We start from the raw sequence: 17,070 nt of genomic DNA, 5'->3' as shown, positions 1-17,070 counted from the left end.
CTGGAGGATCCATGCTCAACATCGCGGTGATCGGCGCGACCGGAGCGGTGGGCCGGGAGTGCCTGGCCCTGCTCGACGGCGGCACGCTCCCGGTGAAACGGGTGACCCCCGTGGCCTCCGCGCGCAGCGCCGGCCGCGACCTCCGCGCCGAGCTGGGCCTCGCCCTCGACGCCGGACCGGTGGTCGCCCTCGACAGCCTCGACCCGGACGGCCTGGACGTCGCCGTCCTCAGCGCGGGCGCGGAGCTCAGCCGCCGCGAGGGCCGGCGGCTCGCCGCGGCCGGCGCGCTCGTCGTCGACAACAGCTCCGCGTTCCGCATGGATCCCGGCGTGCCGCTCGTCGTCCCGCAGGTCAATCCGCACACCCTCGCCACCCGGCCCCCGGGCGGCATCGCCGCCAACCCCAACTGCTCCACGATCCAGCTCGTCCGCGCCCTGCACCCGCTGCACACCCTGGCCGGACTGGAGTCCGTCGTCCTCACCACCTACCAGGCGGCGTCCGGCGGCGGGCTGCGCGGCCTCGGCGAACTGGCCCGGGACTCCCGGCACGCCCTGGAGCACCCCGCGGCCGCCCCGGACCCCGCCGGGCCCCCGGGCCGCTTCGGGCAGCCGCTCGCGTTCAACCTCGTGCCCGAGATCGGGCTCGCCGACGGGAGCGGCTTCACCCACGAGGAGCGCAAACTCGCCCGCGAACCCCGCAAGATACTGGGCCTGCCGGACCTGAGACTCACCGCGACCGCCGTGCGCGTCCCCGTCTTCCACTGCCACTCCGAGGCCGTGCACGTGCGCCTGCGCGAGCCCGTCACGGCGGCACTGGTCGAGGACGCCCTGGCGGCCGCGCCCGGCATCCGCCTGTACCGCGGCGGCTACCCGATGCCCCGGACCGTCTTCGCGACCGACCGCGACCGGGCCCTGGTGCACGTCGGCCGCGTCCGCGTCGAACCGGACGACCCGCACGCCGTGTGGCTGTGGGTGGTCGCCGACAACCTCCGGGTCGGCGCCGCCCTCAACGCCCTGCAGATCGTCGAGACCGCCGTCGCGGCGGGGTGGCTGCGATGACCGGGCCGGCCGCGGGGGACGGGCCGCGCACCCCGCTGGTGCTGAAGTTCGGCGGCTCGGCCTTCGCCGAACTGGAGGGCTTCACCCGCGTCGCCCGCTACGTGGCCGACCGCGCGGCGGACAGCGGCCGCCCCGTCGTCGTGGTCGTCAGCGCCATGTCCGGCACCACCGGCAGGCTGAAGGAGACCCTCGAACGGCTCGCCCCCGACCCGCCCCCCGAGGCCGCCGCCATGCTGCTGACCAGCGGCGAGACAGTCAGCGTCGCCCTGCTCACCGCCGTCCTGGACATGGTCGGCCTGCGGGCGAGCCCGGTCGCCGCCGCGGGCACCGGCCTGCTCGCCGAGGGCCCGCCGCAGCACGCGGCCCTCCTGCGCGCCGACCCCGCCCCGCTCACCGCCGCCCTGGCCGCCCGCCCGGTCGCCGTCGTCCCCGGCGGCCGGGCCGTCACCGCCGCCGGGCGCTCCGTCATGCTGGGCCGCAACAGCTCCGACCTCTCCGCCGTCGCCCTCGCGGGCGCCCTGTCCGCCCCGGTCTGCGAGCTCTTCTCCGACGTCCCCGGCATCTGTACGGCCGACCCCTACCTCGTCCCGGCCGCCCGCACCCTTGAGCACGTCGCCTACGAGACGGTCCGCCGGATGTCCCACCACGGCGCGAAGGTCGTCCACACCCGGGCCGTCGACTGGGCCGAGCGGCACGGGGTCCTGCTCCACTGCCGCCCGCTGCCGCCGGGCGGGGGCGCCGGGACGGTCGTCGGCCAGGGGCCGCCCGCCCCGGCCGTGGTGGTGTCCGCCCGGGACGACGGCCTCGCCCGGATCACCACGCTGCGCGAGGACGGCCCCGCCGAGCACACCCTCGTCCCCGCAGCCGACGCGGCGGACCGGGCCCGCCGCGCCCACCGCGAGCTGTTCCCGGACGCGGCGGAGGACGCCCCGCCGGTGCCGCCCAAGGCCCGCTCCGCCTACAGCGACGTCCTCATCACCTGACACACCCGATCCCTGCCCGCGGGCCGGAAACGCCGACGGCCGGCACGGAGAGCCCCCGTACCGGCCGTCGCTGTATTTCTCGACCGCGCTTACAGCGACGGGTACAGCGGGTACTTCGCCGCGAGGGCGCTCACCCGGCCGCGCAGCGCCTCGGTGTCGTAGGAGGGCTTGAGGGCCTCGGCGATGACGTCGGCGACCTCGCGGAAGTCCTCGGCGGTGAAGCCGCGGGTGGCCAGCGCCGGCGTGCCGATCCGCAGGCCCGAGGTGACCATCGGGGGCCGCGGGTCGTTCGGGACGGCGTTGCGGTTGACCGTGATGCCGACCTCGTGGAGGCGGTCCTCGGCCTGCTGGCCGTCAAGCTCCGAGTCGCGCAGGTCCACCAGGACCAGGTGCACGTCCGTGCCGCCGGACAGCACCGAGACGCCGTGCTCCGTGACGTCGCTCTGCACCAGGCGCTCGGCGAGGATCTTCGCGCCCTCCAGCGTCCGCTGCTGGCGCTCCTTGAACTCCTCGCTCGCCGCGACCTTGAAGGACACCGCCTTCGCCGCGATGACGTGCTCCAGCGGGCCGCCCTGCTGGCCGGGGAAGACCGCGGAGTTGATCTTCTTGGCGAGGGCCTGCGTGGAGAGGATCACACCACCGCGCGGGCCGCCCAGCGTCTTGTGCGTGGTGGTGGTGACGACGTCGGCGTGCGGCACCGGGTTGGGGTGCAGGCCCGCGGCGACCAGGCCCGCGAAGTGGGCCATGTCGACCATCAGGTACGCGCCGACCTCGTCGGCGATCCGCCGGAAGGCCGCGAAGTCCAGCTGGCGCGGGTAGGCGGACCAGCCCGCGACGATCAGCTTCGGGCGGTGCTCCTTGGCGAGGCGCTCGACCTCCTCCATGTCGACCAGGTTCGACTGCTCGTCGACGTGGTAGGCGACCACGTTGTAGAGCTTGCCGGAGAAGTTGATCTTCATGCCGTGGGTCAGGTGCCCGCCGTGCGCGAGGTTGAGACCCAGGATGGTGTCGCCGGGGTTGAGCAGCGCGAACATCGCGGCGGCGTTGGCCTGCGCACCGGAGTGCGGCTGGACGTTCGCGGCCTCGGCGCCGAAGAGCGCCTTGATCCGGTCGATCGCGATCTGCTCGACGACGTCGACGTGCTCACAGCCACCGTAGTAGCGGCGGCCCGGGTAGCCCTCGGCGTACTTGTTGGTGAGGACCGAGCCCTGGGCCTCCATGACGGCGACCGGAGCGAAGTTCTCCGACGCGATCATTTCGAGGGTGGACTGCTGGCGGTGGAGTTCGGCGTCGACAGCGGCGGCGACGTCGGGGTCGAGCTCATGGAGGGAGCTGTTCAGAAGCGACATGAGTTCTTCCTGGACTTCCTGGGCGGAGGCGGAGGGGACGGGGTCAGCCGGCGAAGGCGGTGTACTCGTCGGCGGACATCAGGTCCGCCGGCTCGTCCGTGATCTTCACCTTGAACAGCCAGCCGCCCTCGAAGGGGGCGGAGTTCACCAGCGAGGGGTCGTCCACGACGTCCTGGTTGGCCTCGACGACCTCGCCGGTCACCGGGGCGTACAGGTCGCTGACCGACTTGGTCGACTCCAGCTCACCGCAGGACTCGCCCGCGGTGATCGTGTCGCCGACCGCGGGGAGCTGGGCGAAGACGACGTCACCGAGCGAATTGGCCGCGAACTCGGTGATGCCGACCGTCGCCACGCCCTCCTCGGCGGCCGTCAGCCACTCGTGCTCCTTGGTGTAGCGCAGCTGCTGGGGGTTGCTCATGGCTAGATTCTCCTGGATGCGCGTGGGTGCTTGTGCAAGGGGTCTTGACAGGTGGGATGAAGGGACTCAGCGCTGACGCTTGTAGAAGGGCAGCGCGACGACCTCGTACGGCTCCTGGCTGCCGCGAATGTCCACAGCCACACCCTTTGTACCGGGTGCGGAGTGCTCCGCGTCGACGTACGCGATGGCGATCGGCTTGCCGAGCGTGGGGGAGGGGGCCCCGGAGGTGACCTCGCCCACGGTGGCGCCGCCGGCGACGACCGGGAACCCGGCGCGCGGCACCCGGCGGCCCTCGGCGATCAGCCCGACCAGCTTGCGCGGCGGCGCGGCCGCGGCGCGCTCGGCGGCGGCCTCCAGCGCGGCGCGGCCCACGAAGTCGCCGTCGTTCGCGGTCTTGTCGAACTTCACGACCCGGCCCAGGCCCGCGTCGAAGGGCGTGGTGGCGGTGGTCAGCTCGTGCCCGTACAGCGGCATGCCCGCCTCCAGGCGCAGCGTGTCGCGGCAGGAGAGGCCGCAGGGCACCAGACCGGCCTCGGTGCCCGCGTCGGTCAGCGCCCGCCACAGCCGCTCGGCGTCGGCCGGGGCGACGAACAGCTCGAAGCCGTCCTCGCCGGTGTACCCGGTCCGGGCGATGAGCGCGGGCACGCCCGCGACGGTGCCCGGCAGGCCCGCGTAGTACTTCAGGCCGTCCAGATCGGCGTCCGTGAGGGACGTGAGGATCGCCGGGGACTCGGGGCCCTGGATCGCGAGCAGCGCGTAGTTCTCCCGGTCGTCCCGGACCTCCGCGGTGAAGCCGGCCGCGCGCTCGGTCAGCGCGTCGAGGACCACCTGGGCGTTGGAGGCGTTGGCGACGACCATGTACTCCTCCTCGCCCAGGCGGTAGACGATCAGATCGTCCAGGATGCCGCCGGCGGAGTCGCAGATCATGGTGTAGCGGGCGCGGCCGACCGCGAGGGCGCCGAGATTGCCGACGAGGGCGAAGTCGAGGGCCTGCCCGGCCTGCGGCCCGGTGAGGGTGATCTCGCCCATGTGCGAGAGGTCGAAGAGGCCCGCGCGGGTCCGTACGGCGTGGTGCTCGTCGCGCTCGCTGCCGTACCGCAGGGGCATGTCCCACCCCGCGAAGTCGGTCATGGTCGCGCCGAGCGTGCGGTGCAGCGCGTCGAGGGCGGTGCGGCGGGGGGCGGCTTCGGTCATGTTCAGGCTCCCAGGCAGGGTCGCGAGGTTCACGGAGGGCTCGCGGAACAGGGGAAAACAGGGGGAAAGCGCCCTCCCCATCTGTCATCGGAACCTGAGAGGTTCACCGAGAGACTCGGCTTGCACCTTGGGTGGGACCGCGCGGGGCGGTCCGCTTTTCAGATCTGCCTCACCCGCGCGGTACGGGGCCTGAGAGATTCAAGGGAGGAACTTGCTCCTTCGGCGTCCGGCACGGATGGCCGGAACTCTCCCGCGCGGATTCGAGCGGCCGGTATGCAGTTGAGGTGTGCTGCTGGCGCGCACATCATTGCACGGACGAGCGTGCGGGGGACTGCTCGCTGCCCACTCAATTGCATTACCTTTTCTTTACATTTACTGGGTAGAGGGGAGGGACCGGACCGGGGGAGGTCGATCACCTTGCGCACGCGGGGTACGGATGTGAGACGGGCGGGCCCTGCGCCGCCCGAGGCCGGCGGGCAGGACGAGGCCGAGGACGACGGAACCGCGCCGGCGGGCCGCCCCGAGGGCGTGCTGGATCTGCGCGGCACGGCCCGCGCCCGGCTGCGCTATCCGGCGGGTGACCTGCTCATCGTCTCCGGACTGCCCGGCAGCGGTAAGTCCACGCTCATCCGGCGGGCCGTGCCGGCGCTCGACGGCCGCGGCGGCGTCGTCTGGTGCGTCGACTCCCAGGACACCCGCGAGCGGGTGGAGCGCCGCACGCCGCCCTGGCTGCCCTATGCCCTCTACCGGCCCCTGGTCCGCCTGGCCCACTACGCGGCCCTGCGCCGCGCCCTGGGGTCCGGCGGGAGCGCGGTCGTGCACGACTGCGGGCAGGTCGCCTGGGTCCGCCGCTGGGCCGCCCGCCACGCCCGCCGCCGCGGCGCCGCGGCCCACCTGCTCCTCCTCGACGTGGCGCCGGACACCGCCCTCGCCGGGCAGGCCGAGCGGGGGCGGGAAGTCTCCACGTACGCCTTCGGGCGGCACCGGCGCGCGATGGCACGGCTGGCCGCGGACGCGGCGGCGGGCCGGCTGCCGGCCGGCTGCGCGTCGGTGACGCTGCTGGACCGGGCTGCCGCGCGGGCGGTCGAGGGAATCGTCTTCGACGGCTGAGCGGCGGCCCGCGGCCGGGCGGCCGCCGGGCGCAGGGCCGCCCTCGCAGCGAGCGAGCCGGAGGGCCCTGTGCGGGCCGCCGCCAGGGCGTGTCCGCGTCGCGGGGCGGCGCTCGTGGCGGGCGAGCCCGGCAACTGCGGCGAGCTCCCCGCTATCGCGCCCGGGTCCGGCGGGCCTAGGCAACGGGGGCCGGCGGCGCCGCCTCCTCCGTCAGGCCGGGGATCTTCGCGAGCAGTTCCTTCAGGTCCTCGACGGCGGTCGCCGTGGACGCCTTGGCCGCCGCCGAGTCCTTCTTGAGGACGTCCTGGAGGAGCTTCTCGATGTCCTTGATCAGCTTTTCCAGCAGCTGTTTGATCTCCGCCACCGGGTCCGGGGCCCGGTGGGCGCCGGCTTTCGGGGTGGCCGGGGGCGTGAGCTTCTTCGTCGCCTCCAGCAGCTGCGCGGTGGACTTCTGCAACTGCTGCCGCAGGCTCGTGAGCGTCTTGAGGTCCGGCTTCCCGGCCTGGGCCTCCCTGGCGATGCGGGACGTCAGGGACAGGGTCTCGCCCAGGTGGCCGGCGACCTCGAGCTGCTGCTGGACGGCGGCGGCCTTCGGCTGGGCGGGCCGGGCCGCCGGGCGGGGCTCCGGGGCTCCCCGCTGGCCGGCCAGGGCCGGGCCGGCCGCGCCGGCCAGCAGGGAGCCGCAGGCCGCGGCGGCTATGACCGCGGAGGAGAGCTTGGTGACGCGCATGCTGGTGTGTCCCTTCGGGCAATGCCGGAGCTGTCGGGTAACTGCCCGCTCACCGTGTGACGCCAGGGGCGGCCGTGCAACCCGATGCCCGCTGGGCGCGTCCTTGCCCGTGGTGCGGCCGACCGGCCCTGACCTGGCACGTCGGCACCGAATCCGGCAGCCGCCGGGGACCGCCGGGCGTACAGCCGTTAGGGTGCGGTTGCGGAATCGTCGAGACGGTGGTGGGACGGCGTTGGACCAGATGAACTTCCCTCAGCAGCACCCGGGCGGCGGCGTCCCCGGGACCCGGCCCGCCAACGAACTCGAAGAGGTGCTCGCCGCCTCCCTGGGCGTGCCCGGCACCGGCCCGCGCATCGTGGAGGTCCTCGGCCGCAGCCGGGTCTGGATCCCCCTCCCCAACGGCGGCGGCCCCGACAGCCCCGACCTGGACCTGCCGACCCTGGAGCTCGACGGCGCCGCGTACGTGCCGGTGTTCAGCTCCGAGGCCGAGTTCCTGCGCGTCGCCGGGGAGCGGATGTCCTTCGCCGTGGCCCCCGCCGTCGAGTTCGCCCGCGGCCTGCCCCCGCAGGTCGGCATCGTCGTCAACCCCGAGGGCACCGTCGGCGTGCCCCTGCCGCCCGCGGCCGTCGCCGAGCTGTGCCGGGCCGGGCGCACCCCCCTCGACGGCGACGCGACGGGCGGCCGGGTCCGCCTCTTCCAGCCCGACTGGCAGGACGAGCCCACGGCCTTCCTCGCCGCCGCCGGCCTGGAATTCGCCGCCGCCAAGGTGGTGCGGACCGCCCGCCGCACCCTGGCCAGCGTCGAAGGGGGTGCCCCGGCGCTCTTCGTCGGCGTCGAGCTCGACCTGCCGGACCCCGGCAGCCGCACCGCCGCGCTGGACGCCCTGGGCCGCGCCCTGGCCGCGGCCCCCGTGCCCTGGCCCGTCCAGCTGGTCTTCCTCGACGTGGCCCACGACCCGGTCGGCGACTGGATGCGCGAGCAGGTCCGGCCTTTCCACGACCGTGACCTGTGACTGTGCCCATGCCGGCGGCCGCGGCCTCGTAAGCTGGTTGGATGACCGCGGGGGGTGCGCCGGCACGTCCCGGAGCGGTACACGGACAGCCGAGAGAAGAGGCGGACCCAGGTGAGCGCGGGCGCGGAGAGCGGCGTGGAGCAGATGCTGCGCGAGATGGCGCCCGGCCGGTACGACGCGTACGAGGGGCTGTTGCACGCCCTCGCAGAGGGCAGCGTCTGGATGCTGCTGTGGCACGGTCAGGCCGGCTCGCCCGACGCCCAGTACGGCAACATGGAGATCGACGGCCTCGGCTACGCGCCGTGCGTCACCTCCGCGCAGGAGCTCGCCGCCAGCGGCTGGAACCGCGCGCACGAGGTCGTCTCCGGCCGCGCCGTCGCCACGTCCCTCTACCCCGGCCGCTGGGGCCTGTGGCTCAACCCGCACGCCCCGGGCGGCGGCGTCGGCGTGCCCTGGCTCGACCTGCGGCGCGTCGCCTGCGGCCTGGACCGGCTGCCGGCCGGCCCCCTGCGGCTGAGCGAGCCGGCCGTCGACATCCCGCAGTTCTACGCCCTGCTCGGGCAGAACGCCCACCGCACGCCCGCCGTGCGGGCGCTGCGCCGCGCCTGGGTGCAGCCCGCGCTGGGCAGCCCGTACCTGGCGATCGGCCTCGACCTCTACGACACCTCCCCGGCGGCCGTGGAATCGGTGCGGGTGATGATGGGGCAGTCGGTCGGTGTGGTGCCGGAAGGGCTGCCGGTGTCCACGGTGGCGATGTCCGACGAGCACGACCCCGTCGCGATGTGGATGCGGGCCAACACCCGCCCCTTCTTCGACCGCGACGGCTACGGAGCCCCGGCGTCCGCCCCGACGGGCGGGTACGGCTACCCGCCGCAGGGCGGCGGGCGGACCGGGGCGTACTGACCTTCCCCGCTGCGGAGTCCGTGTGATCCCGCCCCTTCCGCACCCCTGGCCCCGGGAGCGCCACCACGCCAACTCGCCGATCTTCCTTGCGGGTTGGCGGCCCGTTAACGGATCAGCGCTGTCCGTATAACGGAACACTCCGCCGTTCATCACGGTTGCGCATCCATTGCGGGTCGCCTCTGGCGGGTGATCGCGGACGCGTTGAAGACTCCCGCCACAAGGACTCACGGTCCTGCGTACGACCTGCTCCGCGTGCACCTCCCGCACCATCGCACCTTTCGCACCAGTGATGTGAACCAGCCGCACACGCGGCGGGCGTCGGGCCGGTCGGCACCGGCCGAGAGGGGTCACCCAGACCATGACGGCACCACTGCACGACACGGGAGCGGCCGAGACCGCGGCCGTCGACGTCGCCGCCGGCGTCCCGGCACAGGCCATCGAGGGCCGCTCGCCCTGGCGCATCGCCTGGGTGCGGCTGCGGCGCGACAAGCTCGCGCTGGCCGGCGGTGTCGTGGTGCTGCTGCTCGTCCTGGTCGCGCTCTTCGCCCCGCTGATCGTCAGCGCGTTCGGCCACCCGCCGAACGAGTTCCACGAGGACCAGATCGACGTCTTCACCCAGTACCCCAAGGGGGCCTGGGGCGGCATCAGCGGAGACTTCCTCTTCGGCGTGGAGCCCACCAACGGCCGCGACGTCTTCAGCCGGGTGGTCTACGGGGCCCGGGTGTCGCTGCTCGTGGCGTTCCTGTCGGCCGTGGTGGCGGTGGGGATCGGCACCGTCTTCGGGATCATCGCGGGCTACTTCGGCGGCTGGGTCGACGCCGTCATCAGCCGCGTCATGGACCTGCTGCTGGCCTTCCCCCAGCTGCTGTTCATCATCGCCCTGGTCTCGGTGGTGCCCAACTCCCTCTGGGGTCTCACGGGTTCCGGGGTGCGCATGGCGGTGCTGATCTCTGTCATCGGATTCTTCGGCTGGCCGTACGTGGGGCGCATCGTCCGCGGCCAGACGCTGTCGCTCCGGGAGCGGGAGTACGTCGAGGCGGCCCGCAGCCTGGGCGCCGGGCGCGGGTACATCCTCTTCCGCGAGCTGCTGCCCAACCTCGTGGCCCCGATCACCGTCTACGCCACCCTGATGATCCCCACCAATGTGCTCACCGAGGCCGCGCTCAGCTTCCTCGGTGCCGGCGTCAAGCCGCCGACGGCGTCCTGGGGGCAGATGCTCTCCCGGGCCGTCACGACCTATGAGTCCGACCCGATGTTCATGATCATTCCGGGCGTCGCCATCTTCGTCACCGTGCTGGCCTTCAACCTCTTCGGTGACGGCGTACGGGACGCCCTGGACCCCAAGGGTTCCCGCTAGCCCCCCGAGCAACTCCTCTGACTGCCAACGTCCCTGGTGACCCATCAGGGCGCCGGGAGGTCATTCCGCAACCGCCGGACCCCGCGGGGAACGGCGACAACCACGGAGGTCGCGACATCGTGACAACCCAACGAACTTCGAGGCGCCGGCTGGCCGCCGGGTCCGCTCTCGTGGTCGCGGCCCTGGTCGGCACCGCCGCCTGCGGTGGCGGCGGCAAGGACGACAAGGGCGACGGCAAGGCGCCGGGCTTCAACGCCGGCGTCGGCAAGGTGGCCAACGCGTCCGAGAAGAAGGGTGGCGAGCTGAAGTTCATCGGCACCCAGGACGCCGACAGCTGGGACCCGCAGCGCGGCTACTACGGCTTCATGTGGGACTTCGCCCGCTACTACGTCCGCACCCTCGTCACCCCCAAGCCCGCCCCCGGCCGCGAGAGTTCCACCGTGGTGCCGGACATGGCCACCGACACCGGCAAGCTCTCCGCCGACAAGAAGACCTACACCTTCACCCTGAGAGACGGGGTGACCTGGGAGGACGGGCAGCCGGTCACCAGCCGGCACGTCAAGTACGGCATCGAGCGCACCTGGGCCACGGACAAGATCTCCGGCGGGCCGACCTGGGTGCAGCAGGTCCTGGACCCGGGCCGGGAGTACAAGGGCCCGTACAAGGACACCAGCAAGGACAAGCTCGGCCTGAAGGCGATCGAGACGCCCGACGACAAGACGATCATCTTCAAGCTGCCCAAGCCCAACGGCGACTTCCTGCAGATGCTGGCGATGCCCGCGGCGGCCCCGGTCCGCCCGGACAAGGACACCGTGGAGAAGTACGGGCAGCGGCCGTTCTCCAACGGCCCGTACAAGTTCGTCTCCTACACCACCAACAAGGGCCTGGAGCTCACCCGCAACGACAAGTGGGACCGCAAGTCCGACCAGGTCCGCAAGGCGCTGCCCGACAAGATCACCCTCAAGCTCACCACCAACGCCGACGACATGGACAGCCGCCTGATCGCCGGCGACTACGACATCGACATCAACGCCACCGGCATGGGCGCCGCGGGCCGCCAGAAGGCCATGCAGTCCCACAAGGCCAATGTCGACAACCCGCAGACCGGCTTCATCCGCTACGCGGCGTTCCCGAAGTCCGTCGCGCCCTTCGACAACGAGCACTGCCGCAAGGCGGTCATCTACGGCGCCGACCACACCTCGCTGCAGACCGCCCGCGGCGGACCCATGGCGGGCGGCGACATCGGCACCAGCATGCTGCCGCCGGCCGTCAAGGGCTATGACCCGGGCTACGACCCGTTCCAGCTCAAGCAGGGCAAGCCCGACGCGGCGAAGGCCAAGGAGGAGCTCAAAGCCTGCGGCAAGCCCGAGGGCTTCAAGACCACCATCGCCGTCCGCAACAACAAGCCCGCCGAGGTGGCCACCGCCGAGTCGCTCCAGGCGTCGCTGAAGAAGGTCGGCATCGACGCCGACATCGACCAGTACGACGGCGCCCAGGCCAGCGGCATCGTCGGCGCCCCCAAGAACGTCAAGGGCAAGAACTACGGGATCATCATCTTCGGCTGGGGCGCCGACTTCCCCAGCGGCCAGGGCTTCCTGCAGCCGGTCGCGGACGGGCGCTTCATCCAGGAGAGCGGCAACCAGAACTACCCGGAGCTCAACGACCCGGAGATCAACAAGCTCTTCGACCAGGGCATCGCGGAGACCGACCCGGAGAAGGCCGGGAAGATCTTCCAGGAGGCCAACAAGAAGGTCACAGAGGGCGCCTGGTACCTGCCCTTCACCTACGAGAAGAACATCATCTGGCGCAGTTCCCGGCTGACCAACGTCTACACGGCCGACTCCTACAACGGCCGCTACGACTACAGCTCGATCGGTGTCGTCAAGTGATCGTCCGTCCGCTCCGCCGGCGCACCCGCCGCTAGGCCCGAAGGGCAGGTGAGGGCCGTGCGCGGCGGTCCGGGGAGCCCCGAGCCGGGGCTCCCCGGACCGCCGCCGGGCCGACCGCAGTGTTCGCATATATCGTCAGGCGGCTCTTCGCCGTCATCGTGATGTTGCTCGTGGTCACGCTGGTGACCTTCGGCATCTTCTTCGCCATCCCGAAGCTCACCGGGACCGATCCCGCCACCATGTACGTCGGCAAGCAGGCGGACGCCGCGGCCATCGAGGGCATCCGGCAGAAACTCGGGCTCAGCGAGCCCATCCTGGTCCAGTTCTGGAAGTTCGTCACCGGGATATTTCTCGGCCGCGACTACACCGGGGGCGGGACCAGCGAGCACTGCCCGATGCCGTGCTTCGGCTACTCCTTCCGCTCGGACCGGCTGGTCTGGGAGCTGCTGCGGGACCGCATCCCGGTGACGCTCGCGCTCGCCGCCGGCGCCTGTGTGCTGTGGGTGCTCGGCGGGGTCGCCACCGGCGTGGTCTCCGCCCTCAAGCGCGGCAGCCTGTGGGACCGCTCGGCCATGACCGTCGCCCTCGCCGGCGTCTCGCTGCCCATCTACTTCACCGGCCTGCTCTCGCTCGCGGTCTTCTCCTACGGGCTGGGCTGGGTGGACGGCCAGTGGGTCGACTTCGCGGAGGATCCGGTCGCCTGGTTCAGCGGGCTGATCCTGCCCTGGATCACGCTCGCCTTCCTCTACGCGGCCATGTACGCCCGGCTCACCCGGGCGACCATGCTGGAGATCCTCGGCGAGGACTACATCCGCACCGCCCGCGCCAAGGGCCTGCGCGAACCCGTGGTCATCGGCAAGCACGCCATGCGCTCCACGATGACCCCGATCCTCACCATCCTCGGCATGGACCTCGGCGCCCTGGTCGGCGGCGCCATCCTCACCGAAACCACCTTCAACCTGCCCGGCCTCGGCCAGGCCGCGGTGAAGGGCATCGGCGAGCGCGACCTGCCGCTGATCCTCGGCGTGACGCTCATCGCGGCCACCGCCGTCGTCGTCGCCAACCTCGTGGTCGACCTCCTGTACGCCGTGATCGACCCCCGAGTGAGGCTCTCGTGACGGACCTTTCCCAGCACGGCGCCGTCGGCGAGCCCGCCCCCGCGGGCCCGCCGGGCCCCACCGCCTTCCTCGACGTTCGCGACCTGCGCATCCACTTCCCCACCGACGACGGCCTGGTCAAATCCGTCGACGGGCTCTCCTTCCAGCTCGACAAGGGCCGCACCCTCGGCATCGTCGGCGAGTCCGGCTCCGGCAAGTCCGTCACCTCGCTCGGCATCATGGGCCTGCACACGGTGGGCCAGTACGGGCGCCGCAAGGCCCGGATCTCCGGCGAGATCTGGCTGGACGGCAAGGAGCTGATGACCGCCGACCCCGACAAGGTGCGGCGGCTGCGCGGCCGCGAGATGGCGATGATCTTCCAGGACCCGCTGTCGGCCATGCACCCCTACTTCACCATCGGCGCGCAGATCGTCGAGGCGTACCGCGTCCACCACCCCGTCGACAAGAAGACCGCCCGCAAGCGCGCGGTCGAGCTGCTGGACCGGGTCGGCATCCCCCGGCCCGACCGGCGGGTGGACGACTACCCGCACCAGTTCTCCGGCGGCATGCGCCAGCGCGCCATGATCGCGATGGCGCTGGTCAACAACCCCGAGCTGCTGATCGCCGACGAGCCGACGACGGCCCTGGACGTCACCGTGCAGGCCCAGATCCTCGACCTGATCCGCGACCTGCAGAAGGAGTTCGGCTCGGCGGTCATCCTCATCACCCACGACCTGGGCGTCGTCGCCGAGCTGGCCGACGACATCCTGGTGATGTACGGCGGCCGCTGCGTCGAGCGCGGCCCGGCCGAAAAGGTCTTCCTGGAGCCCCAGCACCCCTACACCTGGGGCCTGCTCGGCTCGATGCCCCGGATCGACCGCGACGAGACCGAACGGCTGATCCCGGTGAAGGGTTCCCCGCCCAGCCTGATCAACGTGCCCGCCGGCTGCGCCTTCAACCCGCGCTGCCCCTACGCCGACCTGCCCGAGGGTGGCGTCACCCGCACCGAGCGGCCCGAGCTGCGCCGGGTCACCGGCGAGGGCGGCGCCACCGGCGGCCGGCACTACGCCGCCTGCCACCTGCCGCAGGCGGAACGGACGCGGATCTGGACCGAAGAGATTGCGCCCAAGCTGTGAAGGACCACGAGATGACCATCCCCCGGCAGCAGGCGGAGAGCGGCCCGGCGGCCCTGTTGAAGGTGGAGGGCCTGGTCAAGCACTTCCCCATCACCAAGGGACTGCTGCGCCGCCAGGTCGGGGCCGTCCAGGCGGTGGACGGCATCACCTTCGACGTCCGGCAGGGGGAGACCCTGGGCGTGGTGGGGGAGTCCGGCTGCGGCAAGTCGACCATGGGCCGGCTGATCACCCGGCTGCTGGAGCCCACGGGCGGCCGCGTCGAGTTCGAGGGCCGGGACATCACCCACCTCGGGGTGGCGGCGATGCGCCCGATGCGCCGCGACGTCCAGATGATCTTCCAGGACCCGTACTCGTCGCTGAACCCCCGGCACACCGTCGGCACGATCGTCGGCGCGCCCTTCAAGCTCCAGCGCATCACGCCCGAGGGCGGGATCAAGCAGGAGGTCCAGCGGCTGCTGGCGCTGGTGGGCCTGAGCCCGGAGCACTACAACCGCTATCCGCACGAATTCTCCGGCGGCCAGCGCCAGCGCATCGGCATCGCCCGGGCGCTCGCGCTCAAGCCGAAGCTGGTGGTCGCGGACGAGCCGGTCTCCGCCCTCGACGTGTCGATCCAGGCCCAGGTGGTCAACCTGCTCGACGACCTCCAGAGCGAGCTGGGCCTCACCTACATGATCATCGCGCACGACCTGTCCGTCATCCGTCACGTCTCGGACCGGATCGCGGTGATGTACCTCGGCAAGCTCGTGGAGCTCACCGACCGCAAGTCCCTCTACGACAAGCCCATGCACCCCTACACCAAGGCGCTGCTGTCGGCCGTGCCGGTGCCGGACCCCCGGCGGCGGACGGAGCGGGCGACGGCCACCCCGGGCGGTGGCGGGGGCAGGATCCTGCTCACCGGCGACGTGCCCTCGCCGATCTCACCGCCGTCCGGCTGCCGCTTCCACACCCGCTGCTGGAAGGCGACCGAGGTCTGCAAGCAGCAGGAGCCGCCGCTGGTGGCGCTCGAACCGGGCCACCAGGTGGCCTGCCACCACCCGGAGAACGCCCCGGAGGTGACCCCGGCGGGCGCCCCGGCGTGAGACGGGACGCCCGCCGGCCCGGGGGTGCGGGCCCTTGCGGAGCAGGCCCGTCCGGATGTCTGTGCGGGACGGGTAAGAATGTCGCGTGCTCACCGACCTGTTCAGCCCCTCCGTCCAGCACTCGCTGGACCTCGCCGGGATCTTCGTCTTCGCGATCTCGGGTGCGCTGCTCGCCGTACGCAAGAACTTCGACGTCTTCGGCATGGCGGTGCTCGCCGAGGTGACGGCGCTGGGCGGCGGGCTGTTCCGGGACCTGGTCATCGGGGCGGTGCCGCCCGCGGCCTTCACCGACCTGGGCTACTTCCTGACCCCGCTCCTCGCCACACTGATCGTCTTCTTCCTCCACCCCGAGGTCGAGCGGATCACCAAGGCGGTCGGCGTGTTCGACGCGGCCGGGCTCGGGCTCTTCTGTGTGACGGGCACGATGAAGGCGCACGCGCACGGGCTCGGCCTCACCTCCTCCGCGACGCTCGGCCTGGCCACGGCGGTCGGCGGCGGAGTGCTGCGCGACATACTCGCCCACGAGGTCCCCTCGCTGCTGCGCTGGGACCGTGACCTGTACGCCGTGCCCGCGATGGTCGGCGCGACGATGGCGGCGCTGCTGATCCGGTTCGACGCGCTCGACGCCTCGACCAGCGTCCTGCCGGTCCTCACGGCCTTCGCGCTGCGGCTGATGGCGATGCGCTTCCACTGGCGGGCGCCGCGCGCCTGGCACCGGCGCAGCGCGGCGGCGGAAGAGCTGTGACGGCCCGCCCTCTTTTCCCTACCGGTCAGTAACATTTTCGGTGTAGCGTGCTGCGCATGGCACAGGCGACCATCGGTAACAGCGAATTCGACCGTGACACCGCGCTTACGCGACGCGCGGTCGACGGGGACCGGCACGGTGTCCACGACGTGCACCTCTCCGCCGGCTGGGTCATCGGCCGCGCCGTCAACGGCGGCTACCTCCTCGCCGTGCTGGGCCGCGCCCTCCGCGCCGACCTCCCCCACGCCGACCCCTTCACCATCACCGCGCACTACCTCTCCGCCAGCCGGCCCGGGCCCGCCGTCGTGCGCACCGAGCGGATCCGCGCCGGCCGCGGCCTCTCCACCGGCCAGGCCACCCTCCTCCAGCGGGGGGCCGACGGCACCGAGGTCGAGCGCATCCGCGTGCTCGCCACCTACGGCGACCTGGACCGGCTCACCGACGACGTCCGCACCACCGCCGAGCCGCCGCACCTGCCGCCGTACGAGAGCTGCCCCGGCAGCGCGGACGCCCCCGGCCCCGTGCCGCCCATCGCCGCCCGCCTGGACCTGCGCCTCGACCCCGCCACGGCCGGCTGGGCCGTCGGCGCACCCAGCGGACGGGGCGAGATGCGCGCCTGGTTCGGCCTCGCGGACGGGCGCCCCGCCGACCCGCTCTCGCTGCTCCTGGCCGTCGACGCGCTCCCGCCGACCGCCTTCGAGCTGGGCCTCGCCGGCTGGGTCCCGACCGTCGAGCTCACGGCCCACATCCGCCACCGCCCCGCCCCCGGCCCGCTCCGCGTCTCCCTGACCACGCGCAACCTCGCGGGCGGCTTCCTGGAGGAGGACGCGGAGGTCTGGGACAGCGAGGACCGGCTCGTGGCCCAGTCCCGCCAGTTGGCGGTGGCGCCTTTGCTGGGGGGTTAGCGCTCTGACCTGCGGGTCGTTCGGGGGTGCACCACCGCTGCGCGGCGGTGTCCTCAAACGCCGGACGGGGGGGGGTTGGGGGGGGGGAGCCGGAAACCCCCCCCC

At 72.6% G+C, this 17,070-nt stretch carries 16 protein-coding genes and 1 riboswitch; of the genes, 12 read left to right on the top strand and 4 right to left on the bottom strand.

What is annotated here, in order from left to right:
- The first annotated feature begins 11 nt into the window (after positions 1-11).
- Entirely contained in the window at positions 12-1,058 is a 1,047-nt protein-coding gene (locus ABZ951_RS19960; protein ID WP_344093449.1) for an aspartate-semialdehyde dehydrogenase, read from the top strand.
- Positions 1,055-2,041, top strand: coding sequence for an aspartate kinase (locus ABZ951_RS19955; RefSeq protein ID WP_361280364.1), 987 nt, complete (start codon positions 1,055-1,057; stop codon positions 2,039-2,041). The genes ABZ951_RS19960 and ABZ951_RS19955 overlap by 4 nt, the downstream gene beginning before the upstream one ends.
- 89 nt (positions 2,042-2,130) lie before the next feature.
- On the opposite strand, the gene glyA is transcribed toward ABZ951_RS19955, so the two are convergent.
- The 3 genes from glyA to gcvT form a co-directional block, all read right to left on the bottom strand.
- Positions 2,131-3,390: a serine hydroxymethyltransferase gene (glyA, locus tag ABZ951_RS19950; protein ID WP_344093443.1), complete on the bottom strand. Its 1,260-nt coding sequence runs from the start codon at positions 3,388-3,390 to the stop codon at positions 2,131-2,133.
- A gap of 43 nt (positions 3,391-3,433) precedes the next feature.
- Positions 3,434-3,808 carry a glycine cleavage system protein GcvH gene (gcvH, locus tag ABZ951_RS19945; protein ID WP_344093441.1) on the bottom strand — a complete coding sequence of 125 codons (375 nt, stop codon included), beginning with the start codon at positions 3,806-3,808 and terminating at the stop codon, positions 3,434-3,436.
- Positions 3,809-3,874: 66 nt separating this feature from the next.
- Positions 3,875-5,002: a glycine cleavage system aminomethyltransferase GcvT gene (gene gcvT, locus ABZ951_RS19940; protein WP_344093439.1), complete on the bottom strand. Its 1,128-nt coding sequence runs from the start codon at positions 5,000-5,002 to the stop codon at positions 3,875-3,877.
- Positions 5,003-5,170: 168 nt separating this feature from the next.
- Positions 5,171-5,265, bottom strand: a riboswitch (glycine riboswitch).
- Between the two features lie 175 nt (positions 5,266-5,440).
- Between gcvT and ABZ951_RS19935 the strand changes: the two genes are divergently transcribed.
- Positions 5,441-6,112 carry an AAA family ATPase gene (locus ABZ951_RS19935; RefSeq protein WP_361280362.1) on the top strand — a complete coding sequence of 224 codons (672 nt, stop codon included), beginning with the start codon at positions 5,441-5,443 and terminating at the stop codon, positions 6,110-6,112.
- A 175-nt stretch (positions 6,113-6,287) separates the two neighbouring features.
- On the opposite strand, the gene ABZ951_RS19930 is transcribed toward ABZ951_RS19935, so the two are convergent.
- Positions 6,288-6,842, bottom strand: a complete 555-nt coding sequence (locus ABZ951_RS19930; RefSeq protein ID WP_344092384.1) for a hypothetical protein — start codon at positions 6,840-6,842, stop codon at positions 6,288-6,290.
- A gap of 241 nt (positions 6,843-7,083) precedes the next feature.
- Between ABZ951_RS19930 and ABZ951_RS19925 the strand changes: the two genes are divergently transcribed.
- The 9 genes from ABZ951_RS19925 to ABZ951_RS19885 all read left to right on the top strand — a co-directional run bounded on the left by ABZ951_RS19925 (position 7,084) and on the right by ABZ951_RS19885 (position 16,965).
- Positions 7,084-7,854 (top strand): enhanced serine sensitivity protein SseB, encoded by a 771-nt coding sequence (locus tag ABZ951_RS19925; protein ID WP_344092484.1) that lies wholly within the window; start codon positions 7,084-7,086, stop codon positions 7,852-7,854.
- A 144-nt stretch (positions 7,855-7,998) separates the two neighbouring features.
- Complete coding sequence (locus tag ABZ951_RS19920; protein ID WP_344092486.1) at positions 7,999-8,757, top strand: enhanced serine sensitivity protein SseB C-terminal domain-containing protein; 759 nt, start codon at positions 7,999-8,001, stop codon at positions 8,755-8,757.
- Between the two features lie 358 nt (positions 8,758-9,115).
- On the top strand, positions 9,116-10,114 hold the full coding sequence (locus ABZ951_RS19915) for an ABC transporter permease (RefSeq protein ID WP_344092386.1): 999 nt from the start codon (positions 9,116-9,118) through the stop codon (positions 10,112-10,114).
- Between the two features lie 119 nt (positions 10,115-10,233).
- Positions 10,234-12,003, top strand: a complete 1,770-nt coding sequence (locus ABZ951_RS19910) for an ABC transporter substrate-binding protein (RefSeq protein WP_344092388.1) — start codon at positions 10,234-10,236, stop codon at positions 12,001-12,003.
- A 119-nt stretch (positions 12,004-12,122) separates the two neighbouring features.
- On the top strand, positions 12,123-13,121 hold the full coding sequence (locus tag ABZ951_RS19905) for an ABC transporter permease (RefSeq protein WP_344092390.1): 999 nt from the start codon (positions 12,123-12,125) through the stop codon (positions 13,119-13,121).
- The gene (locus ABZ951_RS19900) at positions 13,118-14,236 is read left to right on the top strand and encodes an ABC transporter ATP-binding protein (RefSeq protein ID WP_344092392.1); all 1,119 of its coding nucleotides are present in this window, start codon (positions 13,118-13,120) and stop codon (positions 14,234-14,236) included. The genes ABZ951_RS19905 and ABZ951_RS19900 overlap by 4 nt, the downstream gene beginning before the upstream one ends.
- A gap of 11 nt (positions 14,237-14,247) precedes the next feature.
- Positions 14,248-15,315, top strand: coding sequence for a dipeptide ABC transporter ATP-binding protein (locus ABZ951_RS19895; RefSeq protein ID WP_344092394.1), 1,068 nt, complete (start codon positions 14,248-14,250; stop codon positions 15,313-15,315).
- An 85-nt stretch (positions 15,316-15,400) separates the two neighbouring features.
- A complete protein-coding gene (locus tag ABZ951_RS19890) occupies positions 15,401-16,060 on the top strand; it encodes a trimeric intracellular cation channel family protein (protein ID WP_344092396.1) in 660 nt (219 codons plus the stop codon).
- 56 nt (positions 16,061-16,116) lie between these two features.
- On the top strand, positions 16,117-16,965 hold the full coding sequence (locus ABZ951_RS19885; protein WP_344092398.1) for a thioesterase family protein: 849 nt from the start codon (positions 16,117-16,119) through the stop codon (positions 16,963-16,965).
- Positions 16,966-17,070: the final 105 nt, after the last annotated feature.

The organism is Streptomyces sp. NPDC046215 (assembly GCF_040646215.1).
In the GTDB taxonomy this organism is placed as follows: domain Bacteria; phylum Actinomycetota; class Actinomycetes; order Streptomycetales; family Streptomycetaceae; genus Streptomyces; species Streptomyces stramineus.
This window is presented reverse-complemented; position numbering and strand designations above follow the sequence as displayed.

What these genes read in the sequence shown, in the direction of transcription:
- ABZ951_RS19960 (WP_344093449.1), top strand. Translation starts at nt 12, where the DNA reads ATGCTCAACATCGCGGTGATCGGCGCGACCGGAGCGGTGGGCCGGGAG.
- ABZ951_RS19955 (WP_361280364.1), top strand. Translation starts at nt 1,055, where the DNA reads ATGACCGGGCCGGCCGCGGGGGACGGGCCGCGCACCCCGCTGGTGCTG.
- glyA (WP_344093443.1), bottom strand. Translation starts at nt 3,390, where the DNA reads ATGTCGCTTCTGAACAGCTCCCTCCATGAGCTCGACCCCGACGTCGCC.
- gcvH (WP_344093441.1), bottom strand. Translation starts at nt 3,808, where the DNA reads ATGAGCAACCCCCAGCAGCTGCGCTACACCAAGGAGCACGAGTGGCTG.
- gcvT (WP_344093439.1), bottom strand. Translation starts at nt 5,002, where the DNA reads ATGACCGAAGCCGCCCCCCGCCGCACCGCCCTCGACGCGCTGCACCGC.
- ABZ951_RS19930 (WP_344092384.1), bottom strand. Translation starts at nt 6,842, where the DNA reads ATGCGCGTCACCAAGCTCTCCTCCGCGGTCATAGCCGCCGCGGCCTGC.
- ABZ951_RS19925 (WP_344092484.1), top strand. Translation starts at nt 7,084, where the DNA reads ATGAACTTCCCTCAGCAGCACCCGGGCGGCGGCGTCCCCGGGACCCGG.
- ABZ951_RS19920 (WP_344092486.1), top strand. Translation starts at nt 7,999, where the DNA reads ATGCTGCGCGAGATGGCGCCCGGCCGGTACGACGCGTACGAGGGGCTG.
- ABZ951_RS19915 (WP_344092386.1), top strand. Translation starts at nt 9,116, where the DNA reads ATGACGGCACCACTGCACGACACGGGAGCGGCCGAGACCGCGGCCGTC.
- ABZ951_RS19895 (WP_344092394.1), top strand. Translation starts at nt 14,248, where the DNA reads ATGACCATCCCCCGGCAGCAGGCGGAGAGCGGCCCGGCGGCCCTGTTG.
- ABZ951_RS19885 (WP_344092398.1), top strand. Translation starts at nt 16,117, where the DNA reads ATGGCACAGGCGACCATCGGTAACAGCGAATTCGACCGTGACACCGCG.